The sequence below is a fragment of the Algirhabdus cladophorae genome (assembly GCF_044772865.1).
GTDB classification, from domain to species: Bacteria; Pseudomonadota; Alphaproteobacteria; order Rhodobacterales; family Rhodobacteraceae; genus Algirhabdus; species Algirhabdus cladophorae.
On the sequence record NZ_CP173029.1, the window covers coordinates 3,374,117 to 3,392,941 of the forward strand.

At 53.9% G+C, this 18,825-nt stretch carries 17 protein-coding genes; 7 read left to right on the forward strand and 10 right to left on the reverse strand.

Annotated features, from left to right (window positions below; all coding sequences use genetic code 11):
- The first annotated feature begins 142 nt into the window (after positions 1 to 142).
- From arfB to ACIRQ6_RS16400, 3 genes are read left to right on the forward strand one after another with little or no spacing between them, the layout of a single operon-like run.
- Positions 143 to 574, forward strand: coding sequence for an alternative ribosome rescue aminoacyl-tRNA hydrolase ArfB (gene arfB / locus ACIRQ6_RS16390; protein ID WP_420861674.1), 432 nt, complete (start codon positions 143 to 145; stop codon positions 572 to 574).
- A complete protein-coding gene (locus ACIRQ6_RS16395; RefSeq protein ID WP_420861675.1) occupies positions 571 to 1,839 on the forward strand; it encodes an aspartate aminotransferase family protein in 1,269 nt (422 codons plus the stop codon). The genes arfB and ACIRQ6_RS16395 overlap by 4 nt, the downstream gene beginning before the upstream one ends.
- Positions 1,832 to 2,782 (forward strand): phosphotransferase enzyme family protein, encoded by a 951-nt coding sequence (locus ACIRQ6_RS16400; protein WP_420861676.1) that lies wholly within the window; start codon positions 1,832 to 1,834, stop codon positions 2,780 to 2,782. Before ACIRQ6_RS16395 ends, ACIRQ6_RS16400 begins: the two co-directional genes overlap by 8 nt.
- Here ACIRQ6_RS16400 and pncB read toward each other — a convergent pair.
- Both pncB and pncA read right to left on the reverse strand, forming a co-directional pair.
- Positions 2,779 to 4,071: a nicotinate phosphoribosyltransferase gene (gene pncB, locus ACIRQ6_RS16405; protein WP_420861677.1), complete on the reverse strand. Its 1,293-nt coding sequence runs from the start codon at positions 4,069 to 4,071 to the stop codon at positions 2,779 to 2,781. The two genes, ACIRQ6_RS16400 and pncB, sit on opposite strands and share 4 nt — an antisense overlap.
- Positions 4,071 to 4,676, reverse strand: coding sequence for a bifunctional nicotinamidase/pyrazinamidase (pncA, locus tag ACIRQ6_RS16410; RefSeq protein ID WP_420861678.1), 606 nt, complete (start codon positions 4,674 to 4,676; stop codon positions 4,071 to 4,073). Before pncA ends, pncB begins: the two co-directional genes overlap by 1 nt.
- A 97-nt stretch (positions 4,677 to 4,773) precedes the next feature.
- On the opposite strand from pncA, the gene ACIRQ6_RS16415 reads away from it, so the two are divergent.
- The gene (locus tag ACIRQ6_RS16415; protein WP_420861679.1) at positions 4,774 to 5,682 is read left to right on the forward strand and encodes a rhodanese-related sulfurtransferase; all 909 of its coding nucleotides are present in this window, start codon (positions 4,774 to 4,776) and stop codon (positions 5,680 to 5,682) included.
- On the opposite strand, the gene ACIRQ6_RS16420 is transcribed toward ACIRQ6_RS16415, so the two are convergent.
- From ACIRQ6_RS16420 to ACIRQ6_RS16445, 6 genes are all read right to left on the reverse strand, one after another.
- Positions 5,679 to 7,259 (reverse strand): SARP family transcriptional regulator, encoded by a 1,581-nt coding sequence (locus tag ACIRQ6_RS16420; protein WP_420861680.1) that lies wholly within the window; start codon positions 7,257 to 7,259, stop codon positions 5,679 to 5,681. The genes ACIRQ6_RS16415 and ACIRQ6_RS16420 overlap by 4 nt on opposite strands.
- A gap of 377 nt (positions 7,260 to 7,636) precedes the next feature.
- Positions 7,637 to 7,972, reverse strand: coding sequence for a hypothetical protein (locus ACIRQ6_RS16425; protein ID WP_420861681.1), 336 nt, complete (start codon positions 7,970 to 7,972; stop codon positions 7,637 to 7,639).
- A gap of 73 nt (positions 7,973 to 8,045) precedes the next feature.
- Complete coding sequence (locus ACIRQ6_RS16430; protein ID WP_420861682.1) at positions 8,046 to 8,696, reverse strand: YjbF family lipoprotein; 651 nt, start codon at positions 8,694 to 8,696, stop codon at positions 8,046 to 8,048.
- Positions 8,693 to 10,810 carry a YjbH domain-containing protein gene (locus tag ACIRQ6_RS16435; RefSeq protein ID WP_420861683.1) on the reverse strand — a complete coding sequence of 706 codons (2,118 nt, stop codon included), beginning with the start codon at positions 10,808 to 10,810 and terminating at the stop codon, positions 8,693 to 8,695. The genes ACIRQ6_RS16430 and ACIRQ6_RS16435 overlap by 4 nt, the downstream gene beginning before the upstream one ends.
- 108 nt (positions 10,811 to 10,918) lie before the next feature.
- Entirely contained in the window at positions 10,919 to 12,802 is a 1,884-nt protein-coding gene (locus tag ACIRQ6_RS16440) for a polysaccharide biosynthesis protein (protein WP_420861684.1), read from the reverse strand.
- Positions 12,803 to 13,000: 198 nt separating this feature from the next.
- Positions 13,001 to 13,615: a sugar transferase gene (locus tag ACIRQ6_RS16445; RefSeq protein ID WP_420861685.1), complete on the reverse strand. Its 615-nt coding sequence runs from the start codon at positions 13,613 to 13,615 to the stop codon at positions 13,001 to 13,003.
- 133 nt (positions 13,616 to 13,748) lie between these two features.
- Between ACIRQ6_RS16445 and ACIRQ6_RS16450 the strand changes: the two genes are divergently transcribed.
- On the forward strand, positions 13,749 to 14,861 hold the full coding sequence (locus ACIRQ6_RS16450; protein WP_420861686.1) for a polysaccharide biosynthesis/export family protein: 1,113 nt from the start codon (positions 13,749 to 13,751) through the stop codon (positions 14,859 to 14,861).
- 2 nt (positions 14,862 to 14,863) lie between these two features.
- Here ACIRQ6_RS16450 and ACIRQ6_RS16455 read toward each other — a convergent pair whose 3' ends face one another.
- On the reverse strand, positions 14,864 to 16,186 hold the full coding sequence (locus ACIRQ6_RS16455) for a UDP-glucose dehydrogenase family protein (protein ID WP_420861687.1): 1,323 nt from the start codon (positions 16,184 to 16,186) through the stop codon (positions 14,864 to 14,866).
- Between the two features lie 93 nt (positions 16,187 to 16,279).
- Positions 16,280 to 17,284, reverse strand: a complete 1,005-nt coding sequence (locus ACIRQ6_RS16460; protein WP_420861688.1) for an SDR family NAD(P)-dependent oxidoreductase — start codon at positions 17,282 to 17,284, stop codon at positions 16,280 to 16,282.
- Between the two features lie 71 nt (positions 17,285 to 17,355).
- On the opposite strand from ACIRQ6_RS16460, the gene ACIRQ6_RS16465 reads away from it, so the two are divergent.
- Positions 17,356 to 18,174: an NAD-dependent epimerase/dehydratase family protein gene (locus ACIRQ6_RS16465; RefSeq protein WP_420861689.1), complete on the forward strand. Its 819-nt coding sequence runs from the start codon at positions 17,356 to 17,358 to the stop codon at positions 18,172 to 18,174.
- A gap of 84 nt (positions 18,175 to 18,258) precedes the next feature.
- Positions 18,259 to 18,822 (forward strand): dTDP-4-dehydrorhamnose 3,5-epimerase, encoded by a 564-nt coding sequence (gene rfbC / locus ACIRQ6_RS16470; protein WP_420861690.1) that lies wholly within the window; start codon positions 18,259 to 18,261, stop codon positions 18,820 to 18,822.
- The last annotated feature ends 3 nt before the right edge of the window (positions 18,823 to 18,825 follow it).

Consider the following 18,825-nt stretch of genomic DNA (forward strand, 5'->3'; position numbering starts at 1 on the left):
CGAGCGTGGTTAAGGCCAGAACCGGCCCCACCTCCTAACATTCTCGAAGGGCCGCCTTGATCTAGGGCGGCCCTTTTTGTTGCCCAAAATTGGGGTGCCATATAGTGTATGGCTAGCGTATGGCAGCCGTATGGCTAGGGGTATGGCAGTGGGCCTGAGAATTAACGATCAGATCGAGATCCAAGATTGGGAAATCACCGAAAGTTTTACCCGCTCCAGCGGACCCGGCGGCCAGAATGTGAACAAAGTTTCGACCGCAGTTGAGCTGCGGTTCGAAGCAGCCAACAGCCCGTCTTTGCCCGCACAGGTCAAAAACCGATTGCGCCGTTTGGCAGGTAGACGTTGGACCCAAGATGGGGCGCTGATTTTGTTCGTCCAAGATACACGGTCTCAAGCCCGCAACCGCGATATCGCGATGCAGCGGTTGAAAGAGTTGATTTTGAAAGCCATGGAAAAGCCTAAACCGAGGATTTCCACCAAACCCACATGGGGCAGTCAAAAACGGCGACTGGCCAGCAAAGCCAAACGCGGTGAAGTGAAATCCCTGCGTGGCAAAGTGAAGGATGACGAATGAAAGACCTACTAGCGCGCCGCGCCGAACGGTTGGGGCCAAATGTTTCAACCTTTTATGAAGAGCCTATTCACATCGTACGCGGTGAGGGTGTTTGGCTGTGGGACGCGGACGGGCGCAAATATCTGGATTGCTACAACAACGTGCCTCATGTGGGCCACTGCCACCCCCACGTGGTCGAGGCCATTGCCCGGCAAGCGGCAGTGCTGAACACGCACACGCGATATTTGCACGCCGGGATCGTCGATTATGCAGACCGTTTGACCAGCACCTTTAATCACGATTTGGACCAGTTGATCATGGTGTGCACTGGATCCGAGGCCAATGATATCGCCCTGCGTATGGCGCAGGCGGTGACTGGCAAAATTGGGATCGTGGCAACGGACAATACCTATCACGGCAACACAATGGCGGTGTCACAACTATCGACACGGCGCCCCCCGATTGGCGGCTATCCCGATCATGTCAAATTGATCCCAGCCCCCGATAGCGTGACCCCGGTTGGCGGCATTCTGGGTGGCCAAGCTGAGGCATTTGCGGCAAATCTTGAAAAGGCGATCGCAGAACTGAATGCTGCCGACCACGGATTTTCAGGTGTTATGCTCTGCCCGAGTTTTGCCAACGAAGGACTCCCTGATCTTGAGCCAGGTTTTCTGGACAAAACAGCCGAGGTCGTGCGCCGCGCTGGTGGGTTGCTGTTGTGTGACGAAGTCCAGCCGGGCTTTGGCCGTGTTGGGGATCATTGGTGGGGTCACGACTGGATGGGCTTTGTGCCCGATGTCGTCACGGTGGGCAAACCAATGGCAAACGGACATCCGGCCGCAGCCGTTATCACACGACCTGATATTATGGCGACGTTTCGAAACGCCTTTGGGTACTTTAACACCTTTGGTGGGAACCCTGTAAGCTGTGCTGCGGCTATGGCCACGCTTGAGGTGATAGAAACCGATAATTTGGTGGCACATGCGGGGGCTGTCGGGCGATATACCTTAGCGAAACTTAAGTCTTTGGTGCATCCAAAAATTGCCCAAGTGCGTGGGCAGGGTATGTTTTTTGGTGTTGAGTTCTGTGATCCTGATGGAACGCCCGCCACCCAGTTTGCTGGCGATATTGTCGAAGACATGCGCCGCCGAGGCGTGTTGTTAAACCGGATCGGCAAACACAAAAACATCCTCAAGATACGCCCGCCTATGCCATTTGCCGCCAGCCATGCAGATATCGCAGTCGGACAATTGGCAGATGCCCTCAAGGACCGCCAAGATGCATAATGCAGCGGCCATGGCCTATGCCAATCGTGCGGGTCAGGCGTGGGGTGGATTTTCGCAAGATCCAGTGATCATCCGCAACCGCGAAAATATTGTGATGAAGGCCCACCTGGCATCCGGTCAGACCGTAGCTGTGCGATTACACCGCGTTGGGTACCAGTCTCGCCAAAGTATCTTGTCGGAACTGGTGTGGACCCAAGCCTTGGCCACAGCAGGGTTTCCCTGCCCTCTGCCTGTTGCCGCCCAAAACGGGGATATGACGTGGCAAGGGAATGGCCCGCTGGTATCTGTGATCGATTGGCTAGATGCCGAGTGCATTGGTGAATCTGGGGCAAATTACGCTGGAACAGAGACTGATCATTGCGATCTATACCACCGTATTGGCGGTCTGATGGCGGATCTACATACAACCACAGACGCGCTTGATCTGCCCCAGCAACCTCGGCCTCAATGGTCTGCCGAAGGTCTCTTGGGGGACACCCCTTGGTGGGGCAAGTTTTGGGAAAACCCCAGTTTAGACTCTGTTGAACAACAGCTGTTAAACACCACGCGGCAAGCCTGCCTAGCTTATTTGCCCCCAGAGGCTGACGCAGATTACGGACTAATTCATGCAGATTTGTTGCAAGAGAACATCCTGCAAAACGCTGATGGACTCTGGGTTATTGATTTTGACGATTCAGGTTATGGCTATCGCCCGTACGATCTGGGTGCAGCACTGGTCCAGCACGCCGAATGTCCATATTTGCCCAGCCTGCGCGCGGCCCTCATTGAGGGTTATGTGTCAAAACGCGGTGCAATAGTGTCTGATCTAGACATCCAAGTGTTCATGATGCTACGCGCCTTTGCGTCCACCGGATGGATCATATCACGTGCAGCCCCAGACAATCCAAAACAACGGTTCTACTGCGATCGTGCCCTGACATTGGCGCGTGAAATCAGACTCTAAACCAGCACGTCCTCGGCCTTTTGGGATCCAACACCGAACACAGACTTATAGCGCTCGATCTCGGACTGGGGGCCCATTGCTTTGTTGGGATTGTCCGACAGTTTGACCGTTGGGCGACCGTTCACAGCGATGGCCTTGCAGACCAGGGAAAACGGCTGCAGCGCTTTGTCCGGGACAAGCCCGCGGAAATCGTTAGTCATCAGTGTACCCCAGCCGAAGGAGACCTTTACGCGGTCCGCAAACTGGTTTTGCAGCGTGATGATTTTATCCACGTCCAGCCCGTCGGAAAAGATCACCAATTTTTCTAATGGATCTTCGCCACGCGCTTTCCACCAGGCTATGGCGCGTTCTGCACCTTCGGCCGGGTCGCCGCTATCGATGCGCATACCGGTCCAGCCCGCAAGCCAATCGGGTGCATCGTCAAGAAAGCCTTGAGTGCCATAAGTGTCGGGCAAAATGATCCGGAGATTGCCGTCGTGTTCCTCCTGCCAATCGGCCAGAACGTCATAAGGTGCCTGTTTCAGCGCTGCGTCGCTTTGCGCCAGCGCACTGTAGACCATGGGCAATTCATGGGCGTTGGTGCCGATTGCCTCGACCTCGCGCCGCATAGCAATCAGACAGTTGGAGGTCCCGATAAAGTTGCTTCCCAACCCTTCGGACATCGCCTGCACACACCAATCCTGCCACAAGAAACTATGGCGCCTGCGCGTGCCAAAATCAGCCAATTTCAGCTTATTTAGAGTCTGTAATTTCTCAATCTTGGACCATAGTTTGGTCATGCCACGGGCATAAAGAACCTGCAATTCGAACCGGCCCATATGTTTGAGAACCGCGCGGCTGCGCAATTCCATCAAGACACTCAGCGCTGGGATTTCCCACAACATCACCTCGGGCCAAGCGCCCTCGAAGGTCAGTTCATATTGCCCATCTTTGACCTCAAGATGGTAGGCTGGCAATCGCAGCGCCTCGAACCATTCCATGAAGTCTGAGCGGAACATCTGGCGTTTCCCGTAGAAGGTATTGCCGCGCAACCACGTGCTTTCACCGCGCGACAGCGACAAGGATCGAATGTGATCCAACTGTTCGCGCAACTCGCCTTCGTCTATCAGATCGGCAAGGCGAATATCCTTGGAACGATTGATCAGGCTAAATGTTACCGTCGCATTTGGATGATTACGAAAGATCGATTGGCACATCAGCAGCTTGTAAAAATCGGTATCGATCAGAGACCGCACAATCGGGTCAATCTTCCATTTGTGATTGTAAACTCGGGTTGCAATATCGACCATCAGACCACTTTTATCCCTGCTTCGTTCATCGTTTTCAACGCTGTGTCCAAGGACCCATCCAGATCGATGGCACGAGTCAAATCACGCCGTACTGTCGTCTCGAACCCTTGGGTCGCGGCATCAACGGCTGAGAAAGCTACGCAATAGTCCAATGCGAGCCCGACCAAAGTCACCTGCGTGACGTCGCGTGTCCGCAAATAGCCCGCGAGGCCCGTTGGCGTTGCATGATCGTTCTCAAAAAACGCTGAGTAACTATCGATGTGGCGGCGGAACCCTTTTCGGATGATGTTCTGGGCAAGATCCGTTTCCAGACCTTGATGAAACGCCGCCCCTTTGGTTCCTTGGACGCAATGATCCGGCCAAAGCACCTGCGGCCCGTAGGGCATTTGTGTCACCGCAAATGGGTCGAGGCCCGCGTGAGACGAGGCAAAGGAGGAATGCCCTGCCGGATGCCAGTCTTGGGTCAAAACGACGGTGCCATATTGCGGCATAAGGGCGTTGATACCAGCTACAATTTGGTCGCCTTCCGACACCGCCAATGAACCGCCGGGACAGAAGTCGTTTTGCACATCGATCACAATCAATGCTTGGTTTTGGTGTGTCATACGGTCCCCCCTTTTCATCCCTGCCCTACGCATGGCGACGTGGCGCGTCAATGCAGGCCCTTGCAAGTCTTGGCCAGACTGCCTTAAACCGCCCTGCATGTATACCATCGCAGCCCTTTATCATTTCACCCGTTTTGACGACCCATCCGCAATGCAGCCGGTGGTCTTGGACGCGTGCAAAGCCAACGGGATCACCGGGACTTTGTTACTGGCCCATGAGGGTATCAACGGGACGATTGCCGGGTCGCGCGACAGTATCGACACGATCCTGAAAATGTTGAGCGGCTTGCCCGGGTGTGCCGATCTGGAATGGAAATTGAGCCAAGCGGAACAGCCACCCTTTGGTCGGATGAAGGTACGCCTAAAGCGCGAGATCGTCACGATGGGCCAGCCTGATGTGGATCCGCAAGCGCGTGTGGGACACTACGTTGATGCAGCCGACTGGAACGCTTTGATCGAGGCGCCAGACGTTGCTGTTATCGACACACGCAACGACTACGAAGTAGCGATTGGCACGTTTGAAGGTGCAATAGACCCTGAAACCAAGAGCTTTGGCGAGTTTCCTGCCTGGTGGGAGGCCAACAAAGACCGGTTTCACAACAAACGAATTGCCATGTTTTGCACCGGTGGCATTCGCTGTGAAAAGTCGACAAATTACTTGCTGGGTCAGGGGGTGGAAGACGTTTTTCACCTAAAAGGTGGAATCCTGAAATATCTCGAAGAGGTCCCGCAAGAAGAGAGTACTTGGAATGGCGAGTGCTTTGTCTTTGATAACCGGGTTTCGGTGGGGCACGGCCTTGTCGAAGGGCCGCATGTCTTGTGTCATGCCTGCAGGCGTCCGCTTGTTCCGCAGGACATGCAACGGGGTGACTATGAGGCAGGGGTGTCGTGCCTGCATTGCATTGATGAGACAACAGAGTTTGACAAGTCTAGGTTTCGCGAGCGGCAAAAACAGATCGCACTTTCAGCAGCACGGGGCGAAAAGCACTTTCAACAAAAGGGCTAGACCTCGCCGACCCCAGCTTTTTTCAGGCCTGCGATGAACTTGCGGCCGCCTTCAGTATCCAAGCCAGGATAGCCTGCGTCCTTGAGACTGCGGATCGAAAACCCTGGCTCTACAGTACGGAGTTTTTCAAGGTAATGAGCAGCCTGTTCGGTTTCGCCAAGATGGGCGTGACTGGAGACAAGGACGCGCAGCAGCGAGTTGAAATCTGGGCGCACGGCAAGAGCAGATTTGCCTGCTTCGATGGCCGTGCGATGCTTACCGGCAAAGTTTCCAGCAATCGCGCGTGTCGTTTCAAAGTAGTATCTATACGGGCTGTCTGACCCAAGTTCGCATGCCCAATCGGCCATCAGAACGGCCTTTTCCGGCTGGCCTGCATAGGCGTGCAACATGCCGTACAGGTCCCACGCGAGGGTCTGGCTGGGGTTGGATTGCAGGGCCTGTTCAAAGAGACCCGCGGCGAAATCGTATTCCCCGAACAGGTAGGAATGGACGTGAGCAACAAGGGTGGCAACCAAGGAATTACTACGATCCAAATCCAAGGCCTTTTGCGCATACTCTTGAGCGAGTTCAATGGTTTGAGCGTCTTCAAAGCTCATCCTTTGGCCAACACGAAACGTCTGATTGAACGCGAGCCAAGCATAGGCCTGGGCCGTTGGATGTTGTTGAATGAGCCCTTTGAGGATGACCTCTGACCGTTCCAGATCCTCCTTGGACAGACGGAACATAGCGGACACGGCGTGGGCGATATGGGGCTGGGCCTCTGCATTTGTACGGTCAAGCAAATACCGAGTTGTCTGTTCTAACACCTGACTGATCAAGTTATGGCCAAACCCTGTTGGCAGGACCATGGCGCCGCTCAGATGCGTGTGGGCCGCACCAACCCAGATCACACGACCGCTGTCGGCCTCTTGCAAGACAATGTCAGCTTGGACTGAGGATCCAAATTGGTTCAAGGTGATTTGCGCGGCAAGGGTCCCATCAGAGATTTGCCCAGTTTGATGCGCAAACCCCAGATCACCATCAAATCGCGTGACATTGAAATCCCCAGCCTCAATGAACGAGCGTTCCAAAAGATGTTCTAGTTTGCTTTGTTGTCCCATCAGACCCACAGGCAATCCAAGGGATCGGTTGGGCATCAAGACAATATTACAGGCGGACAAAGCCTGCCTGAGCGGGGTTTCAAACGGCGCAGACGACTGCGGGCGATCCGGCTGATAAAGATGAGTTACGGTCGAGGATTTGGGCTGTAGATCGATCTGCAGGCCTGCATCATCCATCCGGCGCTTGATGATGGTGCGTTCTTTTAACAACCAGTCTTGAAACTCGGGATCCCGAACGGCCAAACCTTCAAGAAAATTGTCGTCGACAGAGAAATTAGAATCAAAAAATTCTGCTGATGGCCGGTCGCCTTTGATCCATTGAGTGACATCTACATCAACGGAATCCATATCCAGCGAGATCGTATTTTTATCAGCGTGCAGAACCCGATCCGCATGAACCCCAAAAGTTTTACGGATATCCAACAAAGACTGGCGCAAGCTGGCGCCAGATTGTTCGTCTGTTTTATCACTCCACAATTTGTGGCGTAGCCAGACGCGAGACCGCGATCCGCGTGGCGCCATGGCAAGCATCGCGAGCACAGCCCGAGATTTTACTGACTTGGGTGTAAGATCTTCACCAATCGGCCCAAGGACAGTCAACGGACCAAAGAGGAGTAACCTCAATGGCGTCGCCTGTAGTCGTGATGTGGTCTTGAATGTAGCCGAAATAACGAAGGCCCTTCCAACTTAGCTGCAGTACAAGAGTGCCATCAAAAGCTGTGATCACCAAGCTAGTATACCACCGATACAGTGTTCTTTATGGGGTATTTTAACCAAATTGATCCAAAAACACGATAAGGCCCGCTTTTCAAAGGAAAAGCAGGCCTCAAACAAATCGTTCTGACTAAGTCAGATTAGTCTGTTGTGGAGGAGGACGAGCTGTCGTCGTCTGTCACAGCAGCAATGACCACAGCAGCAAGAACGCCGCCGATCACTGCAGTACCGACAGTAACACCACCGACCAGCGTTGTTGTCGCGACTGTACCGATTGCACCACCGGCTGTCGTTGTGGCGACGGCTGTTGTTGTTGCGGTTGCGGTTGTCGTACCAGTTGCAACAGCTGTGGTTGTGCCTGCTGTCGTACCAGTTGTTGTTGTAGTCACAACAGCGCCTGATTCAGTCTGGGCAGAGGCTACGCCAACGGACGCGATCATTGCAGTCGCTGCCAAAAGTCCTGTTACTTTGCTCATCTCAAAAAACTCCAAATAAACCTGCGTGGAAACTACAGGAAAACACTGTCAAAGAAAAGGCGACAGTTTGACCCTATTGATTGATTCGTTCCAAAGTAAGAAACCCTGTCTTTGGGGACACATATTGTTCCGATCTGACGGCAATTCCTCGCCGATCCAGCCAATAAATGTTCGTATATTCGCCTAGCTGATCAGAAATGCACCGTTCAAGAAACTTTTGCGTAAGGAATTTCTGATCGAGCACCACGATCGTCTCGGACTTTTCAACGGTATATTCGCAATCTGCGATGGCTTTGACGATCTGCTCATCGCCACCAAGGTAGCTGTATTCGCGTCTAAACCGAGATTGATTCGCAGGGCTCACGGGGGTCAGTGCGCTTATAATGTCTTGGCCAAAGCGGCGCGTAGACGACAAAACCTGACCATGGATCACCAGCGAGATGTCGTCTGCTGTGCGCCAAGTGACATAGTCGCCGTTCACAGCCTGAACCCCCAAAAGGCCAAGGCCACCGTCTTTTTGGGTACGTACCAAAATCAGCGGATCGGTGATGCCCTGAAGGGTTGCACGTGTCGCAACGACTGGCGGCTGCACTTTTTCAGGTTTCAATTCGTCCACAAGGGTTCGAGCCAGGTCTATGGATCGCACCCTGTCTTTTTCGCTGCTGCATCCGATCAGGGCAACGACAACGGTCAGGCCGGTCAGAACTTTCATCAGATACGTCATTTCCAGACCCTCCCCCATTGGTGCGAAAGGCGTTGTTTGTGGGCGTTGCGCACATCTTGGTACAGCCTGCCGCGCACATTTAGACGTGCGCCGCCATCCCGTTGAATGGGACGGATCGTGGTGCTGCCAACCTGCGTCGTTTGGTTGCCCAAGAAATAGGTGAACGGCGCTTGGATTATGAAGCCTTTGTCGAAGGACCCTTCGCCAAAATCCTCAGCCGAGACGTTGGTTTTCGTCGCAAACGCACCCACGCGCCAGCCGTTGGCAAACTCGCGGGTCATTGTCAGGGTCGCCCCTGTGTCGCCTGCCAGATACCGGCCTGCATCCACTTGGATCAGATAATCGTTGCCCAATTCGTAGTAGGCCGAGGCATGGCCCGTGGTCACCGAGTAATCGCGCAAACCAAATCCGCCATCAAAATCGCGCTGTTGCACATGGGCCAATTCAAATCCCAAACCCAAACGGCTGGAGACAGGTTTCCAGAGAACCTCGGCCGCGACCCCTGCAAACATGCGTTCAAGATAACCAGCAGAGCCGTGGAAATAGAGATCCTGACCCAACCTGCGATAATGATCCAATGTCAGGTGCACAAGCACAGGACCCGTGGCCTGATTATAGAGGTAGCCTTCGGTACGTACGCGCGGCAGAACAGAATTGGATTCGCGATCGCTACCGTCCAATGTCCCGCCAAAAGGCTGGTTGATACGACCACCAATGCTCCATCCCGGGGCAAAGTGATAGGTTGCTTCGGCTTTTCCGCCAATTTCAAATCGCAGTGGATTTTCGGGTTCAAAATAGCTGGTGCGAATGTAGGGGGCCAAAGCCCAAGTGAGACGCGGATAAACGCCCTCGGGACGCAATTGCGGCGCATTCAACGGTGCGTCGGAAAAACCAGTAACCGCGAGCAAAGTCTCGGTAGCATCGGGATTGTGTTCCAACGCCTCAAGATCAGTTCGGCGGATTGTGATCGCTGACAGGGGAATGCCGTTTTTAATCGGAATGATGCGGAAGGTTTCAACAGACGCAGGCATGGCGCGGCTCAGAGAGCGCGCAACCCGCCCAATGGCCTGAGACAAGACAGAGAAACGTTTGTTTTCAAACCGCACCGTGACAGTGTTGGCAGCAAGGGTCAGACCTTCAAGGACCATGCCCTCACGTTCCAATTCGGCTTTGACGGAGCTGGTCAGTATGATCTGTGCATCCGCGGTCCCCACCCAATTTTCGGCCCAGATATCATCGTTTCCAGCGCGGGGTGCGCGGACGGCGATTGCGGGTGGTGCGGTCTCGGTCGTGCCGGCGTAGCTGGGGTTGTTAGGGTTCAAAGAGAACGCAAGGGAGATGCCTACCTCGGTTCCATACATGGAATAGACACCAACCGTAGCCGCGCGACTGATCTTGTAACGCAGGCCAAAATTGAAATCCGATTTGCGTTCAAACACCTGCCGTGTACCGCTTTCCAAAGCGTAGCTGTCAGAGGAATATTCGGCGATAAGATTGAGGCGATCTGTGGCCTGCCAGCTGAGGCCCCCAAAAAGTCCTATATCGCCTTTGAACCACTGATCCACGTTGAAGGATCCGCCGGTACCGATATCAATCGGCTCACGCGTGGACAGCCCACCAGACACGACATTGTTTGATCCCAGTCGGCCCCACCCTAAACCAACGGAGGCTTGCAACCCCTTGCCTAAGGTTTTGGAGGCCACGATGTATTCTGCAGAGTTTAGGCCAGTGCCACCAAGATCCTGAAGACCGATAGAGATGGCTGGCAAATATTCGCTTTCTTTCAAAACCTGGAATTTAACGTCAAAATTTCGGTCGTAATAGGTCTCGAACCCATCGGCATTCCAATTGGCGATACCGTTGTATCGAAACGAGCCTGATACCCGTGGCGTGCCCTGAAACGTAATGGTCGACCGCAGGATATTGCCAAAATAGGACAGAGTCGTCGCAAATTCCCCATCGGGCAGGGAATAGGCCGTGGGCATATCAATCAACCCAGGCGTACCATAGAGGCCTATATTTTGGCTTTGTTGCGCGTGAGACACCCCACCTGAAAAGCTGGCACCGGCCAATATCGCAACGATGGTTGCGGCCTGTTTCGAGTGCTGTTTCACGGCCTAGTCCCTATCCCTGAGTTGGTGCGTTCAATGTGCCTCAGCTTGGGGTCTACAACAAGGGCAGGTTGTGTATTGAGCATCAAGTGTTGCTGCAAATGCCCAGCCCTAGGAGGATTGCAATGCAGGCTGGGATTTGGGTTTTGGACCAAAGCCTTCGACGCAACGGTGGGCCACGGCCACGGCGCCCTCAAGGCTGTCAGTATCGACGGCGTCTTGGAGATCTTTGAGCATAGCAGCGACTTCAATCTCGGACAGCTTACCTTCGCGCGCCGAGAAGATCTTTTTGTGGGAGGTGGTCAAAACCCCCTCGTCGATGAGCAGTTCTTCGTGCAGTTTTTCACCGTCGCGCAGGCCCGTGACTTTGATCTCGATATCGCCATCAGGGTTGTTGCGATTGCGTAGGCTGTAACCAGAGGCTGCAATAACCTTTTCGGCAAGGTTACGAATTTTGATCGGCTCGCCCATGTCCAGAACAAAGACCTCTCCACCGCGCGCAATCGCGCCAGACTGCAACACAAGATGCACGGCCTCGTCGATGGTCATGAAGTAACGCGTCACGTCAGGGTGCGTCAGTGTCACAGGGCCGCCACGACTGATCTGATCCTGAAACAAAGGGATCACAGAGCCAGATGAACCAAGAACATTGCCAAACCGCACCATCGAAAACACGCCATCTGCCGACTTGTCTGCCATATCCTGAATGACCTGTTCTGCCATCCGTTTGGACGCACCCATGATATTGGTCGGGCGCACGGCCTTATCTGAGGAGATCAGCAAGAACCGCTTGACCCCGGCCGCGCGTGCCGCGCGTGCAAGGGTGGCTGTGCCAAGCACGTTATTGGACAGTCCAACCATCTGATTTTGCTCAACAATGGGCACGTGTTTGTAGGCAGCGGCGTGCAAGATCACACCGATCTCATGGGTTTTCAGAACTCTCTCGACCACACGTGCTTCGCGCACAGATCCCAAAACGGCGGACAATTCGATACCGAAATCCTCGGCCAGAGGTCGCAATTCACGTTCAACCTGATAGAGGGCAAATTCGCTGATATCGAACATCACCAAACGTTTGGGACGGGAATGAATGATCTGGCGGCAAATCTCGGACCCGATGGAGCCACCAGCGCCTGTCACAAGGATATGTTCGTTCTCGTAGTAGTCCATTTTCTGAGGACGGTTGGGCGAGACGCGTTCGCTGCCCAAAATATCAGTGGCCACCATTGGCGCCAGCTGATCCACCAACGCCTCTGTCCCCACCAACTGTGAGAATGATGGCAAGGATTGCACATCGATGCCCATCTTTTGCAAAGGTCGCACGATCTGGGTTTGCTTGGGTTTTGAAACCGATGGCATCGCTAGCAAAACACGTTCGATTTTCAGCTTTTCGATCAGCTCTTCGATGCGCACTGGGGAATAAACCTGCAACCCGGTCACGGTTTGACGGCTGAGCGCGGGATTGTCGTCAACAAACGCAATTGGATCGATAGAGTCGTGGGTCTTAAGCGCATTCGCAAGTTGAACGCCCGTGTTGCCCGCCCCGTAAATCAAAACGCGACAGCGCGGCCGTGCACTGCGATAGATGACCAAAACGATTTGCAGCAAAACCAGCCGAAACGCTGATGCAATAAAGAAGTTGGTCATCCCGAAAAAGATATAGGCCCCTGTGGACAGGCCTATATCCATCAACTGTTCCAAACCCAGTCCCAACAGGATCATCAAGAACGAGAAGAGCCCAAGCTTGCCCAGATAATCCGAATGGAACGCATTGAGGCGGATCTTTGGGATCCCCAGCTGCAACGACAGAACCATCGCCACAATGATGAGGCCCACATTCAGGGATGCAGTGTTTTGGATATTGGTTTGATAGGCGGCCATTTCATTTTGCAGGAAAACAGCCGCAATAAGGGCGAGCGGCACAATGGCCATATCTGCGATCAGCAGTAAGGCCCCTTTTTGGAGGCGTGTAAGAGACTGAATAAACTTCAGCATATGAACCCTCCGCTGGCTTTGCCGGCGACTCACCACTTCAATGACTTTTTCTTATAACATCTCGCACTCAACCATGGCTTGCGAGACTTTGATGCAATTGAGCCCGAAATGGGCGAGATTCGGCCAAAATGCAAGGTTTTTAGGCAGACACCCCGTATCTGGACAAAAAATATGCGGCAATGGAAGGCCAACCTGCCACTATTTCAGGCGCAAGACCAATCTACGTGCTGTGCGCAAAATCAAGGCCGCGTCAAAGCAAAGGCTTTGATTGGCTTGATACATAAGATCCAGCTTGGCTTTGGTTGGGACGCATTTGCGCTCATAGACCGCATTCGTCTGAGCCTCAGTTTTACATTGGCTGATCAAGAGTTCCTCGTGTCGGTGGTACACCAGACTGGCCAAACCAGTGATCCCTGGACGGCTTTTGAGGACCTCGGCGTAGAGATCGGGAAACCGTTCGACATACACGCGCAGCGGTGGGCGAGGTCCTACGAAACTTATGTCGCCGCGCAGAACATTCCAAATCTGTGGCAGTTCATCCAAACGCAACCGCCGCAGCCACTTGCCGGTTTTTGTCACCCGGTTAATTTTATCGCCACCTGAAACGCCAAAATCCTGCGCCACCGGTGTCATGGTTCGAAATTTCCACAATCTAAATCCTTGAGACGGGGTCTTCATCCGTTCAGAAACGTAGAACACCGGGCCGCCGTCCAAGATCAAAATCACAAGCGACAACACCAGTATGACCGGCACGATCAAAACACTCAGCATCACTGCAAAGATCAGATCAAACAGTCGTTTGGAAAGTGGCACGCAGTCTATCCTTTTGCCCAACCCCAACAAAATGGATTGTTGCGTTTACTCAACCTCACCACAGGGTGTAGGATTGCATGTGGGCGCGACGCAATTCCAATCGTTACGCATAACATAATTGGTTGGGGGACCGATGGAAAGATACCGTAAAATTGGGCTGTTTTTGGCCGTTTTGCTGTCAGTGGCCGGGTGTACCTTGCCGCGTGGGGCAGCCCTAGAGACTGAGATTCTTGCGGGCGCTGATGACCCTTCAGCCGATTTTGCGATCTATCCTGTCAGCAAAGCTTTCCTGCCTTCGGTCTCGCAGTGGCCTTCGACGGGCGGAATTTTGCCACATAATTGGATTCACAACAGTGGTGCCTCGCGCGGCACAGTGATCGCCGCTGGCGACACATTGAATTTGGCGATTTGGGATGCAAACGATAATTCGCTTTTGACCGGGCAAGGCCAGCGGGTTGTGACAATGGACAACATGCGGGTCAGCGGCAACGGCACGATATTTGTCCCTTACATCGATGCTGTACGCGTGGCAGGATTGACGCCCGATGGCGCACGGCGCCGGGTTCAAAGCGCGCTGGAAGGCACAGTTCCCTCCGCACAGGTGCAATTGTCTTTGGTCGAACAAGGGCGCCAAAGCTCGGTTGATTTGGTGGGCGGTGTTGGATCACCGGGCAGCTATCCTTTGTTGGATCGCGGGTACACAGTGCTAAGCCTTCTGTCGGTCGGTGGCGGTGTCAAAGACGGCATCAACAATCCGCAACTCAAGCTTTATCGCGGTGGATCAACGTATCAAATCGGCGTGGACCGGCTCTATGCCTCGCCCAGTCATGATGCGGTTTTGCGGGCAGGTGACAAAGTGGTCATTGATGCAGATCGTCGTTATTTTCTGTCACTGGGTGCCACGGGCAGCGAAGCCATCATACCGTTCAACCGCTCACGGATGACAGCGCTGGATGCCTTGGCCGAGATCGGTGGCGTCGACGATGCACGGGCCAATCTGCAGGGCATTTTGGTGCTGCGCGAATATCCGTCCAGCGCCCTGCGCGCCGGTGTGCGCGGCCCCCGGCAACAACGCGTGGTGTTTACGCTGGACCTGACCACAGCCGACGGCCTGTTTAGCGCCAAGAACTTCCTCATTCACCATGAGGATGTTGTTTTGGGCACAGAATCGCCTGTTACGGCCGCCAACACAGTGGCCAGTCTTGTGGGCAAACTCTTTGGTTTGGCCAGTACCGTCGCGAACTGATCTTAGCTGTCTTCGGTGCCTTGACGACCCACAGACACATAGCCTTCAAAGCCTGCGCGTTGTGCGTCCTTGAGCGTGTAGATGTTGCGCAAATCCGCCATCCGAGCGGTTTGCATACGGTTGGCCACGCGTTTTAGATCCAGCCCACGGAATTCATTCCATTCAGTCAGCAAAACAACGCAATCTGCATTTTGCACGGCCTTGTAGGCATCATCGACCCAATGAGCGCCGGGCAGCAGGTCTTTGCCCTCGCGCAGGCCTTGGGGATCAACGACACGGACCTTGGCACCGCCACCGATCAAAGACGGCACAATGGTCAAGGACGGCGCGTCGCGCATGTCGTCTGTGTTGGGTTTGAAGGTCACGCCCAGCACAGCAATGGTCAGCCCGTTGACCGATCCACCACACAGATCGACAATCTTGTCGATCATGCGACGCTTCATTTCTTCGTTCACCTTGATCACCGCTTCGGTGATCTGCATGGGGACGGCATAGTCTTGACCGATACGCGCCAAGGCTTTGGTATCTTTGGGGAAACACGAGCCACCGTAGCCGGGACCTGCGTGCAGGAACTTGTTGCCAATACGGCCATCCAACCCCATGCCTTTGGACACTTGCTTTACATCTGCGCCCGTTTTTTCACATAGCGTGGCTATTTCATTAATGAATGTGATCTTGGTCGCCAGAAACGCGTTGGCGGCGTATTTGATCATCTCGGCGCTTTCCAGATCCGTTGTGATGATCGGGAATTCGCGCAAGAACAATGGGCGATAAATCTCGGCCATGACATCGGCGGCCCGGTCTGTTTGGACGCCAACGACCACGCGGTCGGGACGCATGAAATCATCAATCGCTGCACCTTCGCGCAGGAATTCCGGGTTTGATGCCACGTCAAAATCAAGATCCGGTTTGACCTTGCGAATGACCTGTTTGACCTGACGGTTGGTGCCAACAGGCACAGTCGATTTCGTCACAACCACGGTGTAATCCGTGACCGCCTCTGCAATTTCTTCGGCAGCCGCAAAGACATAGGTCAGGTCAGCGTGGCCGTCCCCGCGTCGGGTCGGTGTGCCCACAGCGATAAACACAGCGTCGGCCCCATCAACGGCTTGCTTGAGGTCGCCCGTGAAGGTCAAACGCCCTGCTTCCACGTTTTTGGCCATCAGAACATCAAGTCCCGGCTCGTAAATCGGGACTTCACCGCGTTCCAGCATTTCGATTTTGTTGGGGTCTTTGTCGACACAGATCACATCATGACCGAAGTCCGAAAAACAAACCCCTGAGACAAGGCCCACATAGCCTGTTCCGATCATTGCAATGCGCATGGACTGCTCCCTTTGCGTTTAAACGTTGCGCGACAGATGCGAAGCGCGGCTATTTATGTCAACACCTGCGCCCCTATAAGCGCAAGGATCAGCCTAGGCATAGTGTTCTTTATACCACGCCACAAAGGCCGCGATTCCCGTGTCCAAATCTGTCTGGGGTTGGGTGCCAATGAGCGATCGCAACAAGGACACATCGGCCCAAGTGTCAAAAACATCCCCGGCCTGTTTTTCCATCAGGTTCTTTTGGGCGGTCTTGCCCAGCGCACGTTCAACGGCCTCGACAAAGGCCATCAATTTCACAGGTTGATCGTTGCCAATGTTGACCACGCGCCATGGTGCAATCGGGGATAAGCTGTCTTGGGGTTGTTTATGCAGCGGCGGCACCTCGATCAGTTTGGTGAGGGCCGTGACCAGATCGTCCACATAGGTAAAGTCGCGCTGCATATTGCCGTGATTGTAAATATCGATCGGTTCGTCCGCGAGGATTGCCTTGGTGAACTTGAAAAGCGCCATATCAGGCCGCCCCCAAGGACCATAAACAGTAAAGAACCGGAACATTGTCGTGGGGATTCCGTAAAGGTGGCTGTAGGTGTGGGCCATCGCCTCGCCCGCCTTTTTGGTTGCCGCATAGAACGACATTTGGTGATCAACTTGATCGGTCTCGGCGTAGGGCATTTTTGTATTGGCCCCATAGACCGACGAGGTCGAGGCCATCAAAAGGTGATCAACTGGCGTGGTGCGCACGGCCTCGAGGATCTCAAACGTGCCGCGAATGTTGCTGTCCACATACGAGCGCGGCGCATCAATCGAATACCGTACCCCGGCTTGGGCCGCGAGGTGAATAACCGTGTTTGGTTTGTGGGTTTTTAGGATTTGATCCACAACGCCTTCGGCCTCGAGCGTGGCTTCAACATTTGTGAACTGATCAAAACCTTGCAAAATCGCCAAACGAGCCTGTTTAAGCGAGACGTCGTAATAGTCGGTCATCGCATCAAGGCCGACCACGTTCCAGCCAGCCTCGAGCAATCGTTTTGCGGTATGAAAGCCAATAAAGCCCGATGATCCAGTGACAAGAGCGGTTTTGATCTGAGTGTTCATGGGCTGCTTATCACCCAGATTTGCAGGTGGTGGCAAATGGTTTAGAGACACTTCATAGAAAGGACGCAGCGATGCAGATTTTGGTCACAGGCGGGACAGGAAAATTGGCGCAGTCAATGGCGCAGTCAATGGCGTCGGGCGATGCGCCGTTTGAAATGTTGCGTTTGTCACGTCGCAGGGATGATCCAAATTGCCTTTACTGGGATCAGGCGCAGAGTAGCATTGTGCCGCCGCTGGCCCGAACACCAGATGCTTTGGTGCATTTGGCCGGGGCAACGCCGGTGGGCGATCAAGCCTACGACGGAACAATTCCGCTGGCCCACGCGACCCTAGCATTGGCCCAAGCCCTTGGGATCAAGCGGATGATTGTTGTGTCGTCGATTGCGGTTTACGGCCCCCCATTGGCACGTCCTTTTTTGGAGGAGGATCAGTTAAACCCTGCCCATCCTTACGGGCAATCCAAACGAGATCTAGAGCACCACATGCAGCGCAATCATAGCGCTTTTGGTGTGAAGGAAATATCGATCTTACGCTTGGGTAATGTCATTGGGGCCGATCAACTGGGTCATTTGGCCAAGAGTGCAACAGCCGCCAATCCTTTGCAGATTGCCCAATTTGAGGATGGTAGTTATGCAATGCGCAGCTATCTGAATGCGGCCCTATTATGTGACGTGATTGCGCAATTGGTCAGCGCAGGTTCCATGCCCTCGGTATTTAACGTGTCGACCTTGACGCCCATTGGCATGGACGTGGTCGCCGACAAATTAGGGGCGCCATGGATCGCACGGGACGCGACACCACAAGATGTCCCTTTGGTGGCCATGGATTGCGCCGCTCTGGGCAAATTTGCAGCCAACCGGTTTGACCTTTCGACAAAGCGCCTGCTGTAATGCTGCCAGGGGTGACTTTCCATCTGGCGCTTGTTAAAGCGGGTTTGGTGGTATTGGTTGGTTTCTTACAAAGAGGCGTATTTCGTGAAAGTTGAACAAACTCAATTGAGTGGGGTGTTTATTTTGACGCCCAACCGATTTGGAGACGCCCGCGGATTTTTCTCGGAAAGTTACAGCAAGCGGGTCATGGCAGATGCCGGATTTGACTATGACTTTGTGCAGGACAACCATTCGGTTTCGGCACAGATCGGCACTGTGCGCGGCCTGCATTTTCAATCGCCCCCGCATGCTCAAGACAAGCTGGTGCGCTGTGGGCAAGGTGCCCTGTTTGATGTGGCGGTCGATATACGCAAAGGCTCACCGACCTACGGCAAATGGGTTGGGGCCGAACTGACTGCTGAGAACGGCAAACAGTTGATGGTGCCTGCGGGGTTTCTGCATGGCTTTTCCACCCGTGCGCCTAACACCGAAATTATTTACAAATGCACTGATTACTACGCCCCCGAGTGCGACGGAGCCGTGCGTTTTGATTGCCCGGATATCGGGATCGATTGGGGCCTGAACGGGGTTGATGCAGTTTTGTCTGCCAAGGATGCTGCTGCGCCAACGCTCGCAGATTTTGACAGCCCATTTGTGTTTGAGGGTTAAGCC